The organism is uncultured Tateyamaria sp., from assembly GCF_947494755.1.
Lineage (GTDB): Bacteria > Pseudomonadota > Alphaproteobacteria > Rhodobacterales > Rhodobacteraceae > Tateyamaria.
This window is the reverse complement of record NZ_CANLVZ010000004.1, coordinates 37423-58377: the sequence shown is the minus strand read 5'-3', so window position 1 is coordinate 58377 and position 20955 is coordinate 37423. Positions and strand designations below refer to the sequence as shown.

Sequence of the window (20955 nt, the reverse complement as noted above, 5' to 3'; positions counted from 1 at the left end):
CTGTGCGGCGATTGGTGTAGACCCGAAAAACCCAAGGGCGCAGGCCCCAAAAGCAAGAAGCCATTTATGAAAACCATCACCACGACTGACGCACTGGCAGCCTATTGTCGCGAGGCGGCCACCTACGATTATGTCACGGTCGATACGGAATTCCTGCGCGAACGGACTTATTACTCCAAACTCTGTCTGATCCAATTGGCAATGCCGGGCACGGATGCGTCCAACGCGGTGCTTGTGGATCCGTTGGCCGGGGGGCTGTCGCTTGAGCCGCTTTATGAGCTGTTTCGCGATACATCCGTGGTCAAGGTGTTTCACGCCGCGCGCCAGGATCTCGAGATTTTCTATGTCGATGCCGAAGTGTTTCCAACACCGTTGTTTGATACGCAGGTGGCGGCGATGGTCTGCGGCTTTGGCGAACAGGTGGGTTACGAGACGCTGGTGCGCAAGATCGCCAAGCAACCCCTTGATAAAACGTCCCGTTTCACGGATTGGTCGCGCCGTCCGCTGACCGATGCGCAAAAGACATATGCCGTCGCAGACGTGACCCATCTGCGCCAGATCTATGAATTTCTGGCCGCCAAGCTGGCCGAAAGTGGCCGTGCGCGTTGGGTCGAGGAAGAGTTGCAGGTGCTGTTGTCGCGCGACACCTACATCATCAAACCCGAGAATGCGTGGAAGCGGGTCAAGACGCGCACGTCCTCGCCCAAATTCCTTGCCATCGTGCAGGAGCTGGCCGCCTTCCGTGAGGCGCATGCGCAATCACGCAACGTGCCGCGCAACCGGGTGTTCAAGGATGACGCGCTGGTGGAACTGGCCAGCAACAAACCGAAATCCTACGAAGACCTTGGCCGCTCGCGCCTGTTGCTGCGCGAAGCGCGCAAGGGCGACATTGCTGATGGGATACTGGAAGCGGTCAAGCGGGGGGTGAACATGGACCCGGAGGCGATGCCCAAACCCGACCGATCGCGTGAAAAACTACAGGTCAATCCAGCGCTGGCGGACCTGCTCCGCGTCCTGCTCAAGGCCAAGACGGAAAGCGCGGGCGTGGCCGCCAAGCTGATCGCCTCAGCTGCGGATCTGGACGCACTCGCTGCGGGGATGCGCGATGTCGCGGCCCTTGGTGGCTGGCGGTCCGAAGTGTTTGGCGAAGATGCGTTGCGTTTGTGCGATGGACGCGTGGCACTGACGGCCCAGGGGGCTGACGTCAAGATTATCGACTTGGACGAATGACTTAGCGGCGCGCGCTGCTTTGCGCGTTGCGCTCGCCTTCGACCCGAATGGAGCGGATGTCGGCCAGCTTGCGATCTGTGATCCGGTCCGCCACCACAAAGGTCCGTTGACGCTGTGACGTGGTGCGCCGACGCTCAAGCGGATGGACCCCCTGAACCTGATAGACCAGAACACCGTCCTCATCCGGTTCCAGATCGTCATTTTCGGGGATCAAACGCACGTCATAGACATCGTCGATATCCGCGATTGCCGTGGCGCGCACGATGGCACCACCGGGCACGCGTTCGATCACCAACTCACTGACCTGATCAATGGGCGTGCCGAAATACTCGTCGCTGGCCCGCAGGCTGGCAAACAGGCCCGGGCCGCGATCCACCGGCATCAACGGGTTCACCTCTTTGGGTTCTTCCGAGCGTCGCACCGGTTGGGGCTCGTTCCGGCCGAACCAGTTGGCGGGATTGACCCGGCTGTCGCGCACAGTTGCGCAGGCGGTCAATGCGATCAATGCAACGAAAATCGAAACGGTTCTGAGGCGCATGGTCTGCTCGTGTCCTGTTTTTATGGGAATGTGGTAGCCCAAGTCGCTCCGCTTGAAAAGCATACATTGCCGGGCTGGACGTTTGCGCCGCGCGCGCCTAGGTCCGTTGGGACAGCAAAACCGTGAGGCCCAGATGGCGACCGCCGCATTCGAAGAGATTGTTGAGGATTTTGAGTTCCTGGAGGACTGGGAGGACCGGTATCGCCATGTCATTGATCAGGGCAAGGCGATGGACCCGCTGCCTGAAGCGCTGAAGGTGCCCGCGACCAAGGTCGATGGCTGCGCAAGCCAGGTGTGGCTGCATCCGGTGATCGAGGATGGTAGGTTTCATTTTGACGGCGAAAGCGATGCGATGATCGTGAACGGGCTGATCGCAGTCCTGCGCAGCCTTTATAACGGATTAACCCCGGCAGAGGTGCTGGCCGTCGATGCGCGCGCTGAAATGGTACGCTTGGGTCTTAACGATCACTTGTCCGCGCAACGCTCAAACGGATTGCGCGCCATGATCGAACGGATCAGGTTGGTCGCGGCGGAGTAGGGGCCTCAGACCGCTGATATGCGCTGATCTTGCACGACCTGCTTTAATTTGGCGGTCAGTGCGTGCAGCGAAAATGGCTTGTCCAGAAATTCAAACCCGTCGCGGCACAGGTCATTTGCCATCGTTCCGTTGCCCGATGCAAAGATGACTGCGGTTCCGGCGTTTTTCAGCGCGCTGCCAAGAGCGATGCTGGTCTGGCCGCGATCCACGTTAATATCGAGGATCGCCAAATCAAAGCGCGCGCGGTCGGCCAACTCCTGAGCGGCGGCGAGCTTGTAGGCGACCTCGAGCGTCTCGAACCCAAGCGTCTGAAGATGCGCGCCAGTGTCCATTGCCACCAGCGGTTCATCTTCGAGGTACAAAACTTTCAGGCCTTCAAACACGCGCTATGGTCCAATCGCAGTTGCATCAACATAAATTCTAAGCGCACAACGGCACACGCGCGCTTTGGTTCCCGGCTTACGGGTAAGGTTTTGTGCGTGTGACAAAAATGCGCCTCGTGCTGTCAAAGGATCGCTTGATCGTGTCAGGCTGCGGACCGGGAACTAAGAAAGGCCAGTTTAGCGCGCTCACCGGGTGCCGGATCAGTTTGCGTTGCGTGGGACGGCGGTGCAGCGTGCGCTGGTGCGCGGCCATCGCGAAGTAACCAGCGTACTTCTTTGGGACAAGATCATCGGCCCAGAAGTTGCGTTTGATCTCACGCAAGATCGTCGACTTGTGCCGTTTTAGAACCCGAGCCATCTCTCGAACGGGCACTTTTGCATGCCACCAATCCTCAATTCTACGGCGTTCTCTCAAGCTCAGTTGCGTGTAAACGGCTCCCATGCCATGATCTCCCATTAGATAACGTATTGTTTTCTAATAGGAGTCGCACTTCAGGGTAGCGCGCGCCGCGCTAAATATAAAACGCCTATAATCCATATTATGTAAAATGTGTGATGGCGAGCAAACCGTTAGAGCCGCGTAAATGCTGGGCACCTATCGCATACGCCGAGATGGCTATGTCGTTCAGGGCTCCAAATCCAGCCCTGTCACCTCGGTCAGGCTCTTGATCTCCGGCGCGTAATAGCTTTCCGATGCGCCGCGCAGATCAGAACTTAGCTTTGGGTACACTGGTGGGTGCACCACAAGGTTGCGGGTCGCAGTCACCGGCCGGGTGTAACGCACCGGATCGATCACTGGTCGGGGCGGTTTCAGAAACGCTCGTAACCATTGGGAAACAACAGCTTCAGACTTGTATTTCACCTTTTACTTCAAGGGTGGCGCGAGGGCGTCCTGGTATCCGATATGATCGGCCAGAGACGTCAGTTGACGTACCGAATGCTTTTGAATGTCATCAAACCTTAGAAACAGGAACCGTTCTGCCGTGAAGCGATCCACAAAGCGCGCGATGTGGTGCGCATCGCGGCCGTCGCTGATGAAACACATCTGAGGATGCGCGCGCGCAGGGTCCAGATGTGCTGCGATATCCGCGTCCACCTCACCGTGGCGATACAGCATGCAGTCATCCGAGTCCGCACGCTCGAACGGGTCGCGGATCTACATGATCAGCTTCACATTGGGCGCGTGGTCCTTGATGCGCGCGCCGGCTGCGGGATCCGTGAGGTAGGAGTTGAATTTTTCACCCAGGATGGCACCACGGGGTCGCGGAAATTGATCCGCATACCACGCAGGACCTTTGCTAAAATTGCGCGAGAAATAGTGCAGCTCGGGGTCCGGCATGGTGATGTCGAAGTTGCGCTGAAGCGAGTTTTGCAGCCAAGTTGTGGCGCATTTTGCCCCACCGATGATCAGGAGGTCCAACTTGAGATCAGACGTATGTGTTTCCTAAAGCTGTCGCGCCACCAGCCGTTCGTAAATGGCGCTGATTTTTGAAACGTGCTTGTCCGTACCGTAGTTCTCCACCACATCCGCCTTTGCGGCGGCAATTATCCGTGACCTGAGGTCTGGGTCTTTTTTGAGCGCCAGGACCGGTTCTACAAAGGCGCCTGGATCGTCCTTGTCGACCAGAAATCCGGTCTTGCCGTGGGTTATGGCCTCGGGGTTGCCGCCGTGATCCGTCGCGATAACGGGCGTGCCAAGATACATGGCTTCGATCAGTGTGCGCCCGAACGGCTCGTTCAGCGCGGTCACCAGCATGGCATCCACCCCAGCCATGTAAGGCTGGATGGGGCTGCGAAATCCCATGAGCCGGACACGCGGTCCAAGCCCCAACTCTGCTGCCAGAGCGGCCGCAATTTCATCCAGACGGGAGTCCGGGCGCTCCATTTCGCCAAAGATCAGACCATAGACCGGTGTGTCTGGCAATTGCGCCTGAACGGCGGCCACCGAACGGACAAAATGATCCGGCCGTTTGCGTACGATCATGGAGCCGAAGTACCCGAGTATAAGCGCATGCGGCTCAATCCCCAGCTCAGCACAGACTTGCGCGCGTGCCATGGCCGGATCGGGTGGGGTCGTTGCAAAATCAAACGGGCTGTGAACGATGTCGCAGCGCCCTTGGATCTTGCGTAAGGGATTGTTCGGCTTGGCATATTCGGACACCGTCACGATCCGATTGGCCAGCAGTGGGGCGATCTTGTTGATCCCTACCCCGTCCGGGTCTTGGCGATGATGCCACAGCAAAGCGCGGCCAGACAGACGCGTTGGTAGCACCCAATTGGCATGCATCCGCCCGTCATTTGTGTGCACGATATCCGCGCCGATCCGCTTCAACACCGCGCGGAGCGCGGGAAAGGTACGGCCCATATATCCCATAACACCGGTCGAATTGCTGGTCGCCAATGTGCGTTCAGACCCGAGGACCGGAATGTTGGGCACGGCCTCGAAAGTGTCCGCGCTGTCGCGCAGCATGTCGGCGAATGGGCCCGTGGGGCGATGGATCAGGATGCGTGGATCAAACCGATCCAAGTCGAGGTTGCGGATCAGCATCATCGCCGAGATGTGGCTGCCGCCGATTTCGTTCCCGCCGACAAATGGAAACAGGACGCGGATACGTTTGGACGTGCGTGCCATATTTACAGATGCCCGTGCTTACTCGGTCAGAAAGGCGGCAAGCGGCTGGATGGCTTCGAGCAAGTCGCCGGGTTTGACGAGCGTGTCGCGGGTCACAGTGATGGTTTCCGTGCTGTCACCTGTCGTCCGGGTGATCCGGTATATCGGAGGCTCTTTTGCGGCCAGGGATGACGTGGCCCCGCCATCATTCGCCATATAGTCACGATGAATGGCTTGGGTGGTCAGAAACCGGATGCGCGCCTCGGCCAGGGCATCGCGGGTCTGTTTGAGTTCCGTCAACCGGCGCAACCGCGCCTGATCCAGAATCCCGGCTTCTTCACGCAAGGCCGTGTTGCGCTGTTGCTCGGCTGTGAGGCGCGCAACTTCGACTTGCAGGCGCCGTGCCTCCATATTCGCGATGCTGGTTTGCAGTGCGGCGACCCGCGTGTTGATGACAAGACCACGCTCCTGAAGGGTCGAGATCCGCTCAAGTTCCTCTTTTGTGCTGTCGATCTGACCGGTGATCAACTGCATCTCCTGGTCCAACCGCACGATCTGTTCGTCCAGCAAACGCTGAAGCTCACGCAGCGCCTCTTGTTGAGATAAAACAGCCGTTTGGTTGGCGTCCTTCAACTGGCTTTCGATGAGTGACAAGGTGACACTCTCATCGGTCCCCTGCCCTTCGTAGCTGGCGATTTCAGCGACCAGCCGGGCCTCTTGGGCCATGAGCGCGTCGAGGTTGACCCGGACCTGTTCCAGACGGCCGCGCAGCTCGATATCGGGCTTCGTCGAGGTCTGACCGGGCTCATAGGTGCGCGGCGGGCCGCCCGCCAGCGCCAGCGCCTGTCCCACGGTCAGCCCGGCACTGAAAGGATGCGCGCCGGGGCGGTCCACGGCACCGGTCACGAAAACGGGTCGGTATTGCGAGACCTCAATGGCGACAGTCGGGGCATCCGGCAACCCAATGCGACGCTGCAACATCGCGCTGATTTCGTCTGACAGAGCCTGAGGTGTCTTTCCGGTCGCTTCGACCTGCCCGGCCAGCGCGACCGAGATCGCCCCCCCTGCCCCCACCTTGTATTCACCGCTGACGCCCGCCCATTCCTGATAGGTCTGATCGGTAAAGCTCCAATTGCCAGCGCGGATGAAAATCGTGTCGCCAGGTGACAGCGTGTGGGTTTCGGCAAAGCCGGGTTGCGCCAGCACGACAAGCGCTACCGCGCCAATCAGTCGTCTGCAAAGTCGCGGTAAAGACAAGTGGGATGTGGCCATATGTGACACGATCAAAAACCTTCAAATTTGAAACTATAAAAATGGGCGCACAAAGTGCTGAAATATGTCTGCCAAATTCGCCTAAAAGCTGCCGGGTTGTTATCACAAAAGCGGCTACGTTCAAAATACAAACATCTGTTGGCACGATCGCTATTCGGTCTCAGGCGTTCTTTGGGGTTCCCTTTGGTGGCGCGTGGTCCGTTTCGGGCTGGTTTTGGGTCGTGGTGCGCGCAGATACGGCTGCGGCACTCAGCGCGAGAGCCAAAATGAACGGCACCGCCCAGAACCGTGCATAGACATGGGCAAATCCATTCATGGCCAGCGCGAACATCAACAGCACAGTCAAACTCAGCCCGCCAAGCAGCCGGGTTTCGCTATATTGCAACGCGCGCCAACTGAGGAATATCCCGGTCACAAACAGCCCAATCAAACCCAAAAGCGCCATCAATGATCCCTCGGTCAGCAACAGAAGATAGGTGTTGTGAACCGGCGCGCCGTGCAGGCTGAACACGCGGTATTGATCAGTCCCAAGACCGACAAACAACGTGTCGCGCGCAATGTCCATGGCTTCTGAAATCAGCTCCATACGCCCGGTGAATGTGCCAGCGGCGCTGATGTCGCCTGTGGTCAGCATCCCCATAACGCGGCGCACGAAAATATCCGGCAAGATTGCGTCGCCGAACACAAAGATCGCAATCGCGGCCACCAGTCCGACGCCCAGAACCCATGCTGTCAGCCGCAAGGACCCGGTGAACACCGCCAGTGCAACCACCCCGATCGTGGCGAGAAAGAAGCCGGTGTTCGAGGCCGTCAAAATCAGCCCATAGACCAGCACGACAATGCAGACCCCAAAGGTCACGATCCTGATCCTTCCGAGATATGTGAGGAAAAACGCATAGACGATGGCAAGGGCCGTGAGTGTGCCCGCTGCATTCTCCCGCTCGATCAGCGAGGTCAGCCGACCGCTACCGGACATGAACCGCAAGTCGTCCGGTGTGTAATGCGCCACGTAGATGCCGTGGATCATGATCAAGACCAGCGACAGCACAAAGGCATGTATCAGCCTCAGTGTTTCCTCCAAAGGTCGATTGCAGATCAAAACCGGCAGCAAGAGCATCGAAAAACCGTATTGCACAAAGCCGACCAGCCCGTCGCGCGGGTCGCCGTTCACGAGCGATCCGATCAGCAGCCCGCCTTGCAGCAGGATCAGGCTCACGATCCAGAACGACGTGGCCTCGCCAAAGAATTTCAGCGGCATACGCTGCCGAAGCGTCATGGCCACCAACGCCAATAGCGCCATGATGTCGCTGGCCGTGACATAGATGTTGGGCAAGCGCAGGAAGTTCATAGGCGCAAGGAACACGACAGCGACCACCAGCCATGTCTCGACCTGCGACAGCGTCAGTCCGTGTGATAGCGGACGGCTCATGCATGTACCTCGGTTTGGATCGGGCTTGCGCGGGTTTCAATCGTTTTGCGGGCGCGCACCGTGTCATGGATGACCACCCCACAGCTGCCAAGCCACAGCAGGTTGAACAATACGTGATTGAGCGACAGCCCCACCGGTCCAAGCCACACGATCAGCGGCACGGTCAGCGCAAAGAATAACACGGTCGCGATCAGCGTGATCCACACCAGTTCGCGATCCTTGCGGATGGTCTGCATCGAAGGGTTGGCCATGATCCCGCTGAGGTAAATTGCGACGGCCAGCAGTTGCACGCTGACCAGCAGAGCCGCATCGCGAAAGCCCTCGCCAAAGAACAAGGCCAGCAGATCGCCCATGTAAAAGGCCGCCGGCACATAGAACACTACGCTCAGACCACCCAGGACCAGTGTTGTAGTCACCACCGGCTTTCGAAACGCCCGCGCAGTGCCGGAGGACCAGATGCGCACGAGTTCGGGATAAACCGCCTGGCTGAGCGGGCGCACCAGCCGCAGCGTGGCGTGCGACAACCGCCGGGCCAGAAAATATGCGCCGACCAGTGCTGTATCCGCAAATGCAGACAGGATGACGATGTCAAACCGCTGCGTGGACTGGCGCAGGATCACGTTGATGTTCGAGTTCCAGAGCAGGCGCAGAAAGCCCGGGTTTTTGCCCAGCACACCATGCAAGCGCGGCGTCAGGATCTGCGTGTATCCGCGGCGGCGCAACTCGCGCAAACCAAACGCAAAGCCGAGGCTGCCGCTCAGTATTCGTTCGACCAGCAGGATGACGATAAAGGCCCAAATGCCCGAACCGAACCAGAACGCCACCGCGGTGAGCGCAAAGCGCACTATCACAGTGCTAAAGTCAATCCTGGCCAACAAATCGAACCGGTCCAACACCCGCAAAATCGCAATGCCTGTGGGCTGCAGCGTGAAAAACAACCCGAGGCTCAGCACCTGGACATAGCGGGTGTGCTCTTCGGACAGGTTCAACAATGGGATGGCCACGGATGCCAGCCCAACCGCAACGCTCCCCGCGACCAGCGCACCTGCCATGTCTATGATGATCGAGGCTTTGAGCAGTCGCTTGAACCTCTCTGTATCGCCCGCCTCCAGCGCCTCCATCCTGTATCTGATGACGGATTGCCACGGCTCAAGCCGGATCAGCCGGCCAACGATCCGGGTATAGGCCTGCACAATCGCGATCACACCCAGGCCCACCGGACCAACCGTGCGCGCCATCATGGCCAAGGTGACCACACCGACCAACCCGCCCAGAACCTGCGTTGAAAACAACCACCCCGCGTTTCGGATAATGCGCTTGTACATCACTTTTTGAGCCAGCCAGCCGGGATGTTGCCCTACCCGCAGCATTGGACAGGCCCCCAAAGGTGCGCGCGAGCGTGGCAGCGGCGTGTAGTGGAATACCCAAGAGAACGGTGCACGGACCCACGGGCAAGTTGGTGATCGAATATAAACAAAAACGGTCCCCAAAAATCAGGGCGCAAGCGGCGCTAAATACTGTTGGTCAAAAAAAGTGCCCGGGATAAAGCCCGAGGAAGACATGAAATATCTGCGAAGGATACACCAAAAGGGTGTCACCGCAAACCTATTGCCGCGCATTCACCTATAGCGAGAAGTCGTGCAGGCTTTGGATCACCACGTCCGCCGCATGTGCCTTGGTTTTGGGCACGGGATCATGAACCCCGCCCGCGCGCGTGATCTGCACGGTGGTCCAGCCCCGTGCCTTGGGCGTGATAAAGTCCTTGGCCGGATTGTCCGCGATATAGATCATGTGGGCGGCGGGCCCCGCGATCTGTTCCATCTCGATGAAGGCGCGCGGATGGGGTTTGCCATAGCCTTCGCCCCAGGCTCCAGTAGGCCGCAAATGTTCGATCCAACGAGGTAGGTCCAGAGCTGCAATCTTGTTGCGTTGCATATGTGCAGGCCCATCCGTGATCAGCCCAAACGGTTGCGGCGTCCGCTGTAGAAACGCGGCGGCATCCGGGCACAGCGAGACGTCGGGGGGATGGCTGCGATAGGCGTCGATCAGGGTCTGGATTGCAATGTCTGCCTCGCTCAGTCCAAGCGCGTCGCGGGCCAGATCAAAGATCGTGCGCCGCTCGCCCGCCTCGAACAAGGCCCGACAGCGGGGCCCGAACCCCTCCACCCCCGTCTCGCGCTGGACCAACTCGTCAAGATGCGTATAGGCGCTGAAGGCAAAGTCACGCTCCAGATAGAGGGTGTCATCGAGGTCAAAGACGATCATCAAGCACGCCCCTATCCCCGGTAGATCGCATCGTCATAGCGGAGCATCTCGGCACCATCGCGCCACGCATTGTCCGCGCTGCGGGGCAGATCGGCCACCTCTTCGAGCAGCCACCGCGCAAAGGAGGCACCAGCATATTCAGCCAGCGGATAACCACCGCCAAAGCGGGCGTTGATCTCGAAGACGGCGATGCCGATCTCGGGGTCCTCGATCACCTGAAAACAGGCGACGCCGCGCAAATCGGGCAAGGCGCGTAAAATGCCAGCGGCGATCTCATGCAGATCCTTGCGGCGTTCCGTGCGCCCCTTCTCAACCTCCCCTGCCCTGACCGACAAACGCTTGTGGGGAACCACGCACCGCAGCGCACCCTCGGCGTCAACGAACATGTTGATGGTGTATTCCGGCCCGGTCAGACGGTCCTGAAAGATCATCGGTTCGTCGAAGCTGTCGGGCAACGCGTCGATGTGATCAAACACGGCCAGCCCACGGCTCGCGCTGCCGCCCGACGGTTTGGCAAAGACGGGCCAGCGCAAGCCGTCCGGCGTGGCGCGCAGTTGGGCTTCGGTCAATGTGCGAGGGACGGGTACACCGGCGGCATCCAGCACGCGGGCGGTTTCGGATTTGTCCCGCACCACGTCGATCACGGGCGGCGCAGATACATGCACCCGGATGCCCGCCGCCGCAAACTCTGGCGCGGCCTGCGCCAAGGGCAGCAATTCGGGATCGATTGCGGGCACGATCAGCCCCACCCGTTCGGCGCGCGCAATATCAAGGATCGCGGCGGCATAACCGGGATCGGTAGCGCGGGGCACGGCAAACGCGGCATCAGCCGCCGCGCAGGCCGCGCTCATCCCCGGGTCCAGATCGCAGGCAATCACCCGGCCCTCAAGCCCAAGATCGCGCAGACTGGTGCGAAAGCTGCTAAGCAAACCCACGCGTCGCCCGGCAGAGCAGATGAGAACTGAAAGGGACTTGGATGTCGTCATTGCGTTCGCCTTTTCTTGGGTCATCAGGTTAGACCGCACTGCGGGCGCTGACGGCAATATTGTCGTCTTGGCGCCGGGTCGGATCCGCTGCCGCCTCGAATGCAGCCCGATCATCAGTCAGGATCGCGTTGGCGGCCTGCAAGCCAGACAGGCTGGCCCAGTCCGCACCGGGCCGGTTCACATGATAGATCGACGTCAGCTTAGACACTTCGGCAAAGACCGCCGTGCGATAGGCGGTCTGCTGTTCGCGCCAACTGGCCGCCGCATTTGTGCGCTGGAAATGCATGACATGGGCCCCGATCACGTCGGCACGGGCGAGCAGACCTGCGCGCTCCAGCTCCGAGGTCGCGATCTCGATCTGCTGCTCTGACGTGCAGTTCAGGATTTCCGCCTGCCCGTCACAGAAGAATTCGACGCAATAGGCCGCCTTGCCCTCTGGCACCATGCGCCCGCCAAAGGCCCCGAAATTTGTGATGCGCCCGCACAAAAGTGTGGGGTCATTCACCTCGAGCCATGCATGGGGAAATTGATGGGGCGTATCCAGAAACAGATAGACCAGCAGCACGGCGCGCTGCGCTTCGGACCCTGGTGCCGGCAGGTCCACCCCCTCGGTCCGGGCGGCTGGCAGGGCGTCCCAAAGCCGCTCGATTGGCATGCTCGACACCACATGGCGCGCGTTTTGAACGGTGGTCTTGCCGTCAACATCGTAGGTGACCGTCACGCCGTCGGCGGTTTGTTCCAATGCGGTGACGTTGGCCCCGAACACAATCTTGCCACCCAAAGCGGTGTATTGCGCCGCAAGCCGTTCAAACAATTGCCCGGTGCCGCCGCCCGGATGTCGCCATGCCACCTGCCGTGACACCCCCGCGCGCGCCGCCATGGCCAGCGCATTTTTTGCCGTTGCCAGCAGGCCTGTGCCCTGATCCTGATCGACCGGATTGGTGTCGGGCGGGGCGATGTCGGCCCAGGCCAGGCCGCGAAACTTTTCCCAATATCCCTGCGCGAGAATGCGGGCAAAGGTTCGGCCGACGCGGAAATGCCAGAACTCTTCGTAGGTTTCAGGCGCGCGCCGCGCGCTGGCCATCCAGCCGCGCAACAGATCAGAACCGCCCCGTGCGAGCCACCCCACGGGCATGCCGCGCGTGCGGCCACGATAGGCCCCCGACATCTCGACAATGCGCCCCTCGTAAAGACTGCCAACCCGGTGTGGATAAGGCGTGTAGTCGTCCCCCAACGCATCGCGCCACAACTGGTCGATTTCGGGAAAGCGGGCGTAAAGCTCCTTACGTCCCAGATCCAGCGTGAAATCCTGCCAGCGCGGCGAACGCATCATGCCGCCCACATGCTGGCCCTGCTCAAGCAACACGGGCGCGTGCCCCCCCTTTTGCAAGGTCAGCGCAGCACTCAGGCCCGACGGCCCTGCCCCGATCACAATGGTTTGCGCTGTATCCAAAGATACGTTTCGAGAGCCCATGACTCACACCAATTAAATTTCTCGTTACAAAAATCAGTTACAGGAAGACTGCGATTTGCTATGATTTTCAAAGTTAAATTTTCTAATTTCTTTTTTGTCACTTAAATTTGCATTAAAATCAATGGTATCTGCACAAGATAACAGTCAATTCTCCAGTGGTGGTTTTGTGCTTTCTCTGGATCTGGAGCTGATGTGGGGCGTTTATGGCAGCCATTCCATCGACTCCTATGGCCAAAACATCCTTGGCGTGCGTCGGGCCGTTCCGGCCATGCTTGACCTGTTCGAGGCCGAGGGCGTTGCCGCCACATGGGCGTGCGTGGGCCTTTTGATGTTTGAAAACCGTGACGCGCTGCGGGCCGCTTTGCCCCATCGCCGCCCACAGTTTTCCAATGCACGCGATGACACCTATGCGTTTATCGACGCGGTCGGCCCGGATGAGGCGTCCGACCCCTATCACTTTGGTCTGTCGCTGGTGCGAGAGATCGCAGCCCGCCCCGATCAGGAATTGGCCACACACACGTTTGCGCATTTCTATTGCCTCGAAGACCAGTTGGACGTGCCCGCCTTTGCAGCCGACATCGACGCAGCCATTGCCGCCTTTGAGCCACTCAATGTGCGCCCGCGCAGTATCGTGTTTCCGCGCAATCAGGTGACCAAGGATGCCCAGGCGGTCTGTGCGGCACGCGGCATTGATGTCTATCGCGGCCCCGGCCCGTTTCGCATGGATCGCCCTGGGGGGCGGGCGCAGCAGTCCACGTTGCGGCGCGGGCTCCGGCTGGCCAACAGCTATGTGCCGCTCTGTGGTCCTGCGGTGGTGGATGTCGCACGCGAGGGGGACGCCACGAATGTCCCGGCAAGTCGCTTTCTGCGCCCCTACAGCGGCGGTGCGATGGCACCTGCCCGTTTGCAGATCAACCTGATCAAACGCGAGATGGCGCAAGCCGCCCGCCAGAACCGCCTGTTCCACTTGTGGTTTCATCCGCACAATTTCGGCACCCACACGGACGAGAATCTGGCGTTGCTGGCAGAGATCGTGGCGTTCTGGCGCAACCTGAATGACCGCTTTGGCTGGCCGTCGCGCACCATGGCGCAAGCTGCCGATGCTGCCCGGAACACCGCCGCACAGATGCCCGGTGCGGCGTGATGCAGCGCACTGCCACATACCGGCAGGCCCTTGCGCCGGACACGGTCCAGGGCTTGACGGTACCCGGATCCCGCACGGACACGAGCCCCGCGCGCAAGCCGCGCATCGTGGTGCTGGCCAGCCTCACCTCATCGCTTGTGGGCTTCCGCTATGATCTGCTCAAGGCGATGGCGGCATCCGCAGATGTTCTGGCCTGCGCGCCAAACCCGGATCCCGTGACCGAGGCAAAGCTGGCCGAGATCGGCGTCGCCTTCAAGATCGTGCCGATGCATCGCACAGGACAGAACCCGCTGCAGGACGTTCGGACCTTTCGCGCCCTTGTGCGCTTGTTTCGCAATTTCAAACCCGACATCGTCTTTCCCTACACCATGAAGCCGATCATCTATGGCGGCCTTGCGGCGCGTTGGGCGGGCGTGGACCGGGTGCTGCCGATGTGTACGGGCCTTGGCTATGTGTTTGTCGATGACCATTGCGGCCTGCGCAAACGGCTGCTGCGCAAGGGATCGATCCAGCTTTATCGCCATGCGCTGAAGGCTGTGGACGAGGTCGTGGTCTATAACAAAGCCGACGCGGCGGAGTTCCGCCGACACCGCCTTGTGCCTCCGGGCAGTGCTGTCAGCATTGTGCCCGGCTCCGGCGTGAACCTGGACCGCTTTGCCCACCAACCGATGCCCAAAGGGCCGCCGGTCTTTCTGATGGTCGCCCGCCTGCTGCGCGACAAGGGAGTTTGCGAGTACGTTCAGGCCGCCCGCCTGCTCAAGGCGCGCCACCCCGAAGCGCGGTGCCAGCTTGTCGGGCCGGTCGATGCCAACCCATCCTCGATCACCATTAAGGAGGTGCAAGCCTGGGAGGCCGAGGGCGTCATCGAATATCTCGGCGAAGCGCCAGATGTGCGCCCCCATCTGGCGGCCTGCAGCGTCTTTGTGCTGCCCTCCTATCGCGAGGGCGTATCGCGCACCGTGCTTGAGGCGATGTCAACAGGGCGCCCCGTTATCACATCCGATGCGCCCGGCTGCGCCGAGCCTGTAGACGAAGGCGCCAGCGGGTACGTCGTGCCGGTGCGCAATGCGGACCGGCTGGCAGATGCGATGGCCCGGTTCGTGCAGGACCCTGATTTGGCCGCACGTATGGGCATTGCGGCGCGTGAACGGGCGGCGGCGCGCTTTGATGTGGTCAAGGTCAACGCAATCCTCATGGCCAAGCTTGGCCTGACCCCCACAGTGCCGCATGCGGAAATGGATTTCTAATTGGATACGTCACCGACCCCTGCCCGCGCCGACCAACATGCTCTGATCGCCGAACGGGTCGCCGTGATCGGGCTCGGCTATGTCGGTCTGCCCGTGGCCCTTGCCCTGTCCAGAACGGTGCAGCATCTGGTGGGCTATGATCATGCGGCCACGCGGGTGCAGACCCTTGTCGCTGGTCAGGATACCAACAACGAAACAACCGGTGAGGAGCTGCACACCACCCGCACGCAATTCAGCGCCGAGGCCAGCGATCTGGCGGGATGCACCACCTTCATCATCACCGTGCCCACGCCGCTTGACGGCTTCAATCGCCCCGACCTCAGTGCGATCCTGTCCGCCTGTAAGGTCATCGGGCCGCATGTGACACGCGGGGGCGTCGTCGTGCTCGAAAGCACCGTCTATCCGGGCGTGACCGAAGACGTCATGGGCCCGGCCATCGAGGCAGCATCGGGCCTGATCTGCGGGCAGGACTTTTTCCTCGCCTATTCGCCCGAGCGGATCAATCCCGGTGACAGCGTCAACACCTTTGAGACGATCACCAAGGTCGTGGCCGGGCAGACCCCCGATATAACCGAACGTGTTGCCGCCCTTTACGGCTCGGTCGTGACGGCAGGGATCCACAAGGCCGGTTCGATCCGCATTGCCGAGGCGGCCAAGGTCATCGAGAACACGCAGCGCGACATCAACATCGCGCTCATGAACGAGTTGTCGATCATCTTTGAGCGCCTCGATATTCCGACCCGTGATGTGCTGGAGGCCGCTGGCACCAAGTGGAATTTCCTGCCCTTTTCACCCGGTCTGGTGGGCGGGCATTGCATCGGGATTGACCCCTACTACTTGGCGGCCAAAGCGGTCGAGGTGGGCCTGCACCCTGAAATGATTCTGGCCGGGCGGCGCACCAATGACGCGATGAGCAAGTTTGTCGCCGAACGCGCCATCCGCATGCTGACCACGGCGGGCCTGTCGCCGGGCCAGGCGCGCGTCGGCGTTCTGGGTCTGACCTTTAAGGAAAACGTGCCTGATCTGCGCAACTCACGCGTGCCCGAGATCGTGCGCATCCTGTCGGAATATTCGGTGCAGCCGATCCTGTTCGACCCGGTCGGATCGCCCGACGACCTGCACAGCCATTACGGGCTGACGATGGTGCCGCTGTCAGAGCTCTGTGACCTCGATATGCTCATCCTTGCGGTGCCACATGAGTCGTTCCTGACCGAAGGCGCGGACCTTACGGCCCGCATCCGCGAAGGGGGCATATTGCTGGACCTCAAGAGCGCGCTGCCCCGCGATGCTATCCGCCCGGACATCACGGTATGGTCCCTCTAGGGGCGTCAGTCCAGCGGATCGCCCGCCATTTCGGCGAGCCAGCTTTCCACAAAACTCAGACCCGTCAACGCATCGTGCGCCCATGGATCATTTGCATTCTCCGGGTCGAGGTCATCACGCCCCGCCTCCCATGCATCGGGTAAGCCGTCGCCATCCGTGTCGCGCATCTGTGCCGGGTCATTGATCGTCGCAAGATCCGGCCAGCCGCCCACCTGTGCCACCTCGTCGATCACTTGCCCGGTGCAGGCGATGACATCTGCCGTCACCTGAGCATCAAGCGAGTCCAGATCGCGGGTGCCTGCGATGCGGTCCCCGGCATGGGCCAACAGGTGATCGACGATTTCGGCCGCGGGCATTGGGGCCACCGACAGCGTGGGCAAGTCGTCCGACACCTGCTGGCCCCGCGCAACTGCATCCAGCACCTGAAAGTGGCGCAACCGACATCCCGCGGGCGTGCCCGTCACATTGTCCGCCACCATCAGGCGCACGGTGTTCTCATCCTCCCATTCGAACACCTGCACCGCCTCGGGCGTCTTGCGCACAGTGCTTGGACCCGTCAACGCGACATTGCCCACATAGGCCACATCGGCATCGCCAAGCAGATCGTAGACTTCGCCAAACTGGCTGATCGGGTTGTAAAAGATGTTGTTGATGACCTCGACCGGGCCGATGGATGTGCCCTTCACGTCTGGCATCCGGTCGCGGTGATGGGCAAAGAGGTTACGCAGCAGGCTGATGCGCCCGCAGGCATTGTAGACCCCCTCGGCTGAACAAATCAGCGCCCCCTTGGAATGGCGCCCTTTGGGATGGTTAGTGCGATCAAGGCTGAGGCTGAGGATACTGTCGGACAGGGTGATGTCCGAGGCGGTGCTGTTTGAGACGTGGATGTTGAACGTCTCGTCCGTGGCAAAAGACATCGACAGATTGTCGAGCATGACATGGCGCGCGTTTTCGACAGTGATCGCATCCACCGTGGGGGATGGGTCGCGGCTTGGACCGGGGCGCAGCTTGAGGTGGCGAATGACCACATCATGGGCGTTCTTGACGATCAGCGGGCCGTGACGGCCGCCAATGATACGCAATTGCACACCGTCCCCCGGTGCGGTCTGGCCTGCTATATAGACGTTGGAACCGACCATGATCGGACCTTGCAAATCGATGGTGCCCGCCACCCCAAAGATGCAGATGCGCGGTCGCGATCCGAGATCCTGCGCGCAGGCGCGCAAGCTGCCGGGGCCTGCGTCGGCCAAGGTCGTGACGGCGGTGATCATGCCGCCCTTCCACCCCACGGCCTGCACGCCATAGCCATCCGCCCCGGGAAAAGCGCCCTCGCCCGCAGCCCCGACCGGGGCACACGAAAGCAGCGACAGGGCCAACCCCCGGATCAGGCTGGGCCTAACCCTGCTGATAGGCGTCTTCGCCATAATAATGCGCATAGCCCCCATATCCGTAGGTGCGGTGTTTGCTAAGATCGACATCGTTGATGATAGTGCCCGCCACGGGGACACCGTTGTGCCGCAACCGCTCGGAGGCATCGCGCAGCACGTCCTGGGTGGTTTTGCCCCACCGCACAACGAGGATCGAGTTGTCCACCAGATTGTTCAATCGGCACGCCTCGTCCAAGATCAGCACCGGCGGCGTGTCGACAAGGACCAGATCATAGGCCGCGTTCAGATGGGTGCGCAGCTCGCTCAGTTGCGCCTTGAACACGTTGGGCGGGGTCTTGTCGCGCATCTTGATGCTGAGGAACTCAAGGCTGACATCTTCGGCTTCGTCCAGAACCAGAACCTCGGGCAGTTTGACGCCTGACAACACATCCTCAAGAGAAGATGTCGAGCGAGACAGTTCCATCAAGGCCGCAGCCCCCTGCCGGTGGAAATCGAGGTCCAGAACCAGAACACGCATCCCGTCCTGCGCTGCGGCGGTTGCAAGGGCGACGGCGACGGTGGATTTGCCTTCGTTGGGCAGACCAGAGGTTACCATCACGATGCGGCTTTTCTCGACCATGTTGAACCAGATCGTCAGGAAACCCCGCAACGCCTCGGTGAAGGCAGAATAGGGATGAGACAGGATAAACATGCTCGGCTTGTAAAGATCGCCGACATATTCATGCTTGAAGATCCGGGGAGTGTAGCCAAGGTTGGGCAGCCCGCTGACCGCACTGGTCTGATCCTCGTTCCACAGCCGCGTGTTCACGCTTTCCAGTGCGAGGGCTGCGATAAAGGACAGCACGAGCCCAGCCATAGCACTGGCTACCAGCGCGACAGGTGGGTTTGGTGAGGCGGGCTCGGACGGGATGCGGGCAAAGGACACCTGGCGATCCCCTTGCGTGATGAAATCGATCTGCGTTTCCAGATCGTTCAACCGCTCGATCGAGCTTTCATAACGCACGCTCAACAATTCCATCGCACGTTCCTGGCTGAGCAAGGACAGCTCGGCGCGGGTGCGGTCGTGCAAGGCGGCGCGGACCTCTTCCAGTTGGGCGGCGGCACGGGCACCGACGCCGTCTTCGTCTGCGCTGCCCTGGCGGGCCGCGACAATCGCCGTCAGACGGTCAACATCGCCGCGCAACTGTATGGGCAGGTCCGTATCATCAAGCTCATTCTCGCGGATGAACGATGCCAGCGCCAGTTCGGCGGCCGACAACTCTTCGCCCAGCATCTGGACCCGCTCGCGCAGGAAGGTGATCGAGTCGCTGATAGCCTGTCGGCGTTTCTGGACGTTCTGCGCAATATAAGTCTCGGCGACCGCATTCGCGATATCCGCTGCAAGCTGTGCATCAGATGCCGTCGCAATGATCTGCACCGCAAGGCTTTCACCCTCGCGGAACACTGAATAAGAGCTGAGCATTTTGTCGATCAGGCGCTCGCGCTCGCTGGCGTCACCGGCAAGCACATCGGAGGTGTCCGCGCCCATGAAGGCGGGGTTGTCATAGGGCTGCAGCGTGTCGAGCACCTGATAGGCAAACTCGCGCGAGCGCAGGATGTTCAGCTCGGTCTCAATGGTGGCACGCGACAACTCGAACGTTTCAAGCTGTACATCAGAGGACCGCACACGCGTGTCGAGCGTTGTCAGCACCACAGTTGAGCGGGTCTTGTACTCCGGCTCCATCGTGGAGACGACCACATAGGTGGCTGTCATGATCGCGGCCGTCACAAAGACGATAAGCGCCATGCGACGGCGGATGATCCGCCATATGCCGTCAAGCCCCACCCGGTCTTCCGAATGCCCTGCGAGTGAGTGAAGAATGGTCTTTGGCGGGGTCATATGTGGATGTGCCTTGGCTTGGGTGTCGGTCATGATTGTGTCGGTCATCTCATCCCTCCTTTCCTGCGCGGGCCAGATCGGCGGAGCGCGTGGCGGATGTGTTTACGGTGGAACCGTCGATGGCCTGACGATATGCGGCGCGGTGCGCCTCGACATAGTGCGGGGTGGAAAACAGGGCCGAGACGCGGGCCCGCGCCGCCTTGCCCATTTGCATGCGATGCGCTGGTCCGCCTTCGATCATCTGGGCAAGTTTCGCGGCTTGGGCGGTGGGATCACTGGGTGGTACGATATGCCCTGTGTCCCCGATCAGGTGCGCGCAATCGCCCACATCGGTGGCCACGGCAGGCACCTCGCAGGCCATCGCCTCACAAACGGCCAAAGGAAAGGCTTCGCCCCAGGCCGAGGACAGCAGAAACAGATCAAAGCCCGGCACCAAGGCATGAATGTCGTCGCGGGCGGGCACCATGCTGATCCGATCACTCAGGCCCAGTTTGTGCATTTCGGCCTCAGCCGCGCTGCCCGAGTGGCCCGCGCCGATCATCACGCCATGCACATTGTGGCCTTGTCCGCGCAGAACGCCGATGGCCCGGACCATGCTCACATGATCCTTCATGGGGTGGTTGCGCGCGGCGTTGCCGATCAGAATCCGATCATCGCGCACCCCGATCAGATCACACAGGCGCGCGCGCCCCTCGGGGTCTGGGCGAAAGACATCCGTGTCCACGGCATTGGGGATCAGCACGGCGCGCGCGCGGGTCAGGCCGATGGCCTCGTGCTGAGCGCGCGAGACCTTCGAGCAATAGGTGATCAGATCCACCCCCGGCGCGACACGCGTCATCATCCGCAGCATGGCACGCGTTGTATTTTTCTCATTGGCCACTTCCTGCAAGGAGTGGTGGATGCCCCAGACAAGCGCTGGCCGCGCGGGAGGGCGTCGGCCCGCGACCCCGGCCCACGCGGCCAAACATCCATGATACATCCACCCGTGGACGACCTCTGGGGCCGAGCGGCGCAGATGGGCACGCAATTTGCGCACCGCAGTCAATGTCGACAGCGGCGAGGTCATCCCGAGGGAGGTCACACTGGATCCTGTCTCGCGGATTGGTCCGGCGATACTGCCGTCATCCATCAACGACACCACCTCGTGCTGCGCCGCCTCGGGACCAAGCGCCGCCAGATAGCGTTGAAGCATGATTTGAGCACCGCCAATATTGGTACTGGTCACGACGTGGGTGATCTTCATCGCGT

Annotated in this window: 21 protein-coding genes; 5 read left to right on the top strand and 16 right to left on the bottom strand. The window is 60.7% G+C overall.

Features of this window, described 5'->3' with window-relative positions; genetic code table 11:
- Positions 1-66: 66 nt before the first annotated feature.
- Complete coding sequence (gene rnd / locus Q0908_RS06215; RefSeq protein WP_299281952.1) at positions 67-1230, top strand: ribonuclease D; 1164 nt, start codon at positions 67-69, stop codon at positions 1228-1230.
- Between the two features lies 1 nt (position 1231).
- Here the strand turns inward: rnd and Q0908_RS06210 are convergent, their stop codons facing one another.
- The gene (locus tag Q0908_RS06210) at positions 1232-1768 is read right to left on the bottom strand and encodes a hypothetical protein (protein ID WP_299281951.1); all 537 of its coding nucleotides are present in this window, start codon (positions 1766-1768) and stop codon (positions 1232-1234) included.
- Positions 1769-1901: 133 nt separating this feature from the next.
- On the opposite strand from Q0908_RS06210, the gene Q0908_RS06205 reads away from it, so the two are divergent.
- Positions 1902-2306: a SufE family protein gene (locus Q0908_RS06205; RefSeq protein WP_299281949.1), complete on the top strand. Its 405-nt coding sequence runs from the start codon at positions 1902-1904 to the stop codon at positions 2304-2306.
- Positions 2307-2311: 5 nt separating this feature from the next.
- Here the strand turns inward: Q0908_RS06205 and Q0908_RS06200 are convergent, their stop codons facing one another.
- The 12 genes from Q0908_RS06200 to Q0908_RS06150 form a co-directional block, all read right to left on the bottom strand.
- Positions 2312-2689, bottom strand: coding sequence for a response regulator (locus Q0908_RS06200; RefSeq protein WP_299281947.1), 378 nt, complete (start codon positions 2687-2689; stop codon positions 2312-2314).
- Between the two features lie 76 nt (positions 2690-2765).
- Complete coding sequence (locus Q0908_RS20380; protein WP_366868799.1) at positions 2766-3131, bottom strand: helix-turn-helix domain-containing protein; 366 nt, start codon at positions 3129-3131, stop codon at positions 2766-2768.
- Positions 3132-3314: 183 nt separating this feature from the next.
- The gene (locus Q0908_RS06195) at positions 3315-3551 is read right to left on the bottom strand and encodes a hypothetical protein (RefSeq protein WP_299281945.1); all 237 of its coding nucleotides are present in this window, start codon (positions 3549-3551) and stop codon (positions 3315-3317) included.
- Positions 3552-3554: 3 nt separating this feature from the next.
- Complete coding sequence (locus Q0908_RS06190; RefSeq protein ID WP_299281943.1) at positions 3555-3806, bottom strand: hypothetical protein; 252 nt, start codon at positions 3804-3806, stop codon at positions 3555-3557.
- A gap of 39 nt (positions 3807-3845) precedes the next feature.
- Positions 3846-4109 carry a hypothetical protein gene (locus Q0908_RS06185; protein ID WP_299281941.1) on the bottom strand — a complete coding sequence of 88 codons (264 nt, stop codon included), beginning with the start codon at positions 4107-4109 and terminating at the stop codon, positions 3846-3848.
- A 24-nt stretch (positions 4110-4133) separates the two neighbouring features.
- Entirely contained in the window at positions 4134-5321 is a 1188-nt protein-coding gene (locus Q0908_RS06180) for a glycosyltransferase family 4 protein (protein ID WP_299281939.1), read from the bottom strand.
- 18 nt (positions 5322-5339) lie between these two features.
- Positions 5340-6506 carry a polysaccharide biosynthesis/export family protein gene (locus Q0908_RS06175; RefSeq protein WP_299281937.1) on the bottom strand — a complete coding sequence of 389 codons (1167 nt, stop codon included), beginning with the start codon at positions 6504-6506 and terminating at the stop codon, positions 5340-5342.
- A 226-nt stretch (positions 6507-6732) separates the two neighbouring features.
- Positions 6733-8001, bottom strand: a complete 1269-nt coding sequence (locus Q0908_RS06170; RefSeq protein WP_299281935.1) for a hypothetical protein — start codon at positions 7999-8001, stop codon at positions 6733-6735.
- On the bottom strand, positions 7998-9326 hold the full coding sequence (locus Q0908_RS06165) for an oligosaccharide flippase family protein (RefSeq protein ID WP_299281933.1): 1329 nt from the start codon (positions 9324-9326) through the stop codon (positions 7998-8000). Before Q0908_RS06165 ends, Q0908_RS06170 begins: the two co-directional genes overlap by 4 nt.
- Positions 9327-9624: 298 nt before the next feature.
- On the bottom strand, positions 9625-10266 hold the full coding sequence (locus Q0908_RS06160; protein WP_299281931.1) for an HAD family hydrolase: 642 nt from the start codon (positions 10264-10266) through the stop codon (positions 9625-9627).
- Between the two features lie 11 nt (positions 10267-10277).
- Complete coding sequence (locus Q0908_RS06155) at positions 10278-11252, bottom strand: ATP-grasp domain-containing protein (protein ID WP_299281929.1); 975 nt, start codon at positions 11250-11252, stop codon at positions 10278-10280.
- 28 nt (positions 11253-11280) lie between these two features.
- Positions 11281-12726 carry an FAD-dependent oxidoreductase gene (locus Q0908_RS06150; protein ID WP_299281927.1) on the bottom strand — a complete coding sequence of 482 codons (1446 nt, stop codon included), beginning with the start codon at positions 12724-12726 and terminating at the stop codon, positions 11281-11283.
- 166 nt (positions 12727-12892) lie between these two features.
- Here Q0908_RS06150 and Q0908_RS06145 point away from each other — a divergent pair, with 166 nt between their 5' ends.
- Genes Q0908_RS06145 through Q0908_RS06135 form a run of 3 tightly spaced genes read left to right on the top strand, consistent with a single transcriptional unit; the run spans position 12893 to position 16440 of the window.
- Positions 12893-13870, top strand: coding sequence for a polysaccharide deacetylase family protein (locus tag Q0908_RS06145; protein WP_299281925.1), 978 nt, complete (start codon positions 12893-12895; stop codon positions 13868-13870).
- A complete protein-coding gene (locus tag Q0908_RS06140) occupies positions 13870-15117 on the top strand; it encodes a glycosyltransferase family 4 protein (protein ID WP_299281922.1) in 1248 nt (415 codons plus the stop codon). Before Q0908_RS06145 ends, Q0908_RS06140 begins: the two co-directional genes overlap by 1 nt.
- On the top strand, positions 15118-16440 hold the full coding sequence (locus Q0908_RS06135) for a nucleotide sugar dehydrogenase (protein ID WP_299281920.1): 1323 nt from the start codon (positions 15118-15120) through the stop codon (positions 16438-16440).
- A gap of 5 nt (positions 16441-16445) precedes the next feature.
- Here Q0908_RS06135 and Q0908_RS06130 read toward each other — a convergent pair whose 3' ends face one another.
- The 3 genes from Q0908_RS06130 to Q0908_RS06120 are packed head-to-tail and all read right to left on the bottom strand — an operon-like array spanning position 16446 to position 20950.
- Positions 16446-17864 (bottom strand): hypothetical protein, encoded by a 1419-nt coding sequence (locus tag Q0908_RS06130; protein ID WP_299281919.1) that lies wholly within the window; start codon positions 17862-17864, stop codon positions 16446-16448.
- The gene (locus Q0908_RS06125) at positions 17836-19755 is read right to left on the bottom strand and encodes an AAA family ATPase (protein ID WP_299281917.1); all 1920 of its coding nucleotides are present in this window, start codon (positions 19753-19755) and stop codon (positions 17836-17838) included. Before Q0908_RS06125 ends, Q0908_RS06130 begins: the two co-directional genes overlap by 29 nt.
- 1 nt (position 19756) lies before the next feature.
- Positions 19757-20950, bottom strand: a complete 1194-nt coding sequence (locus tag Q0908_RS06120) for a glycosyltransferase (protein WP_299281915.1) — start codon at positions 20948-20950, stop codon at positions 19757-19759.
- Between the last annotated feature and the right edge of the window lie 5 nt (positions 20951-20955).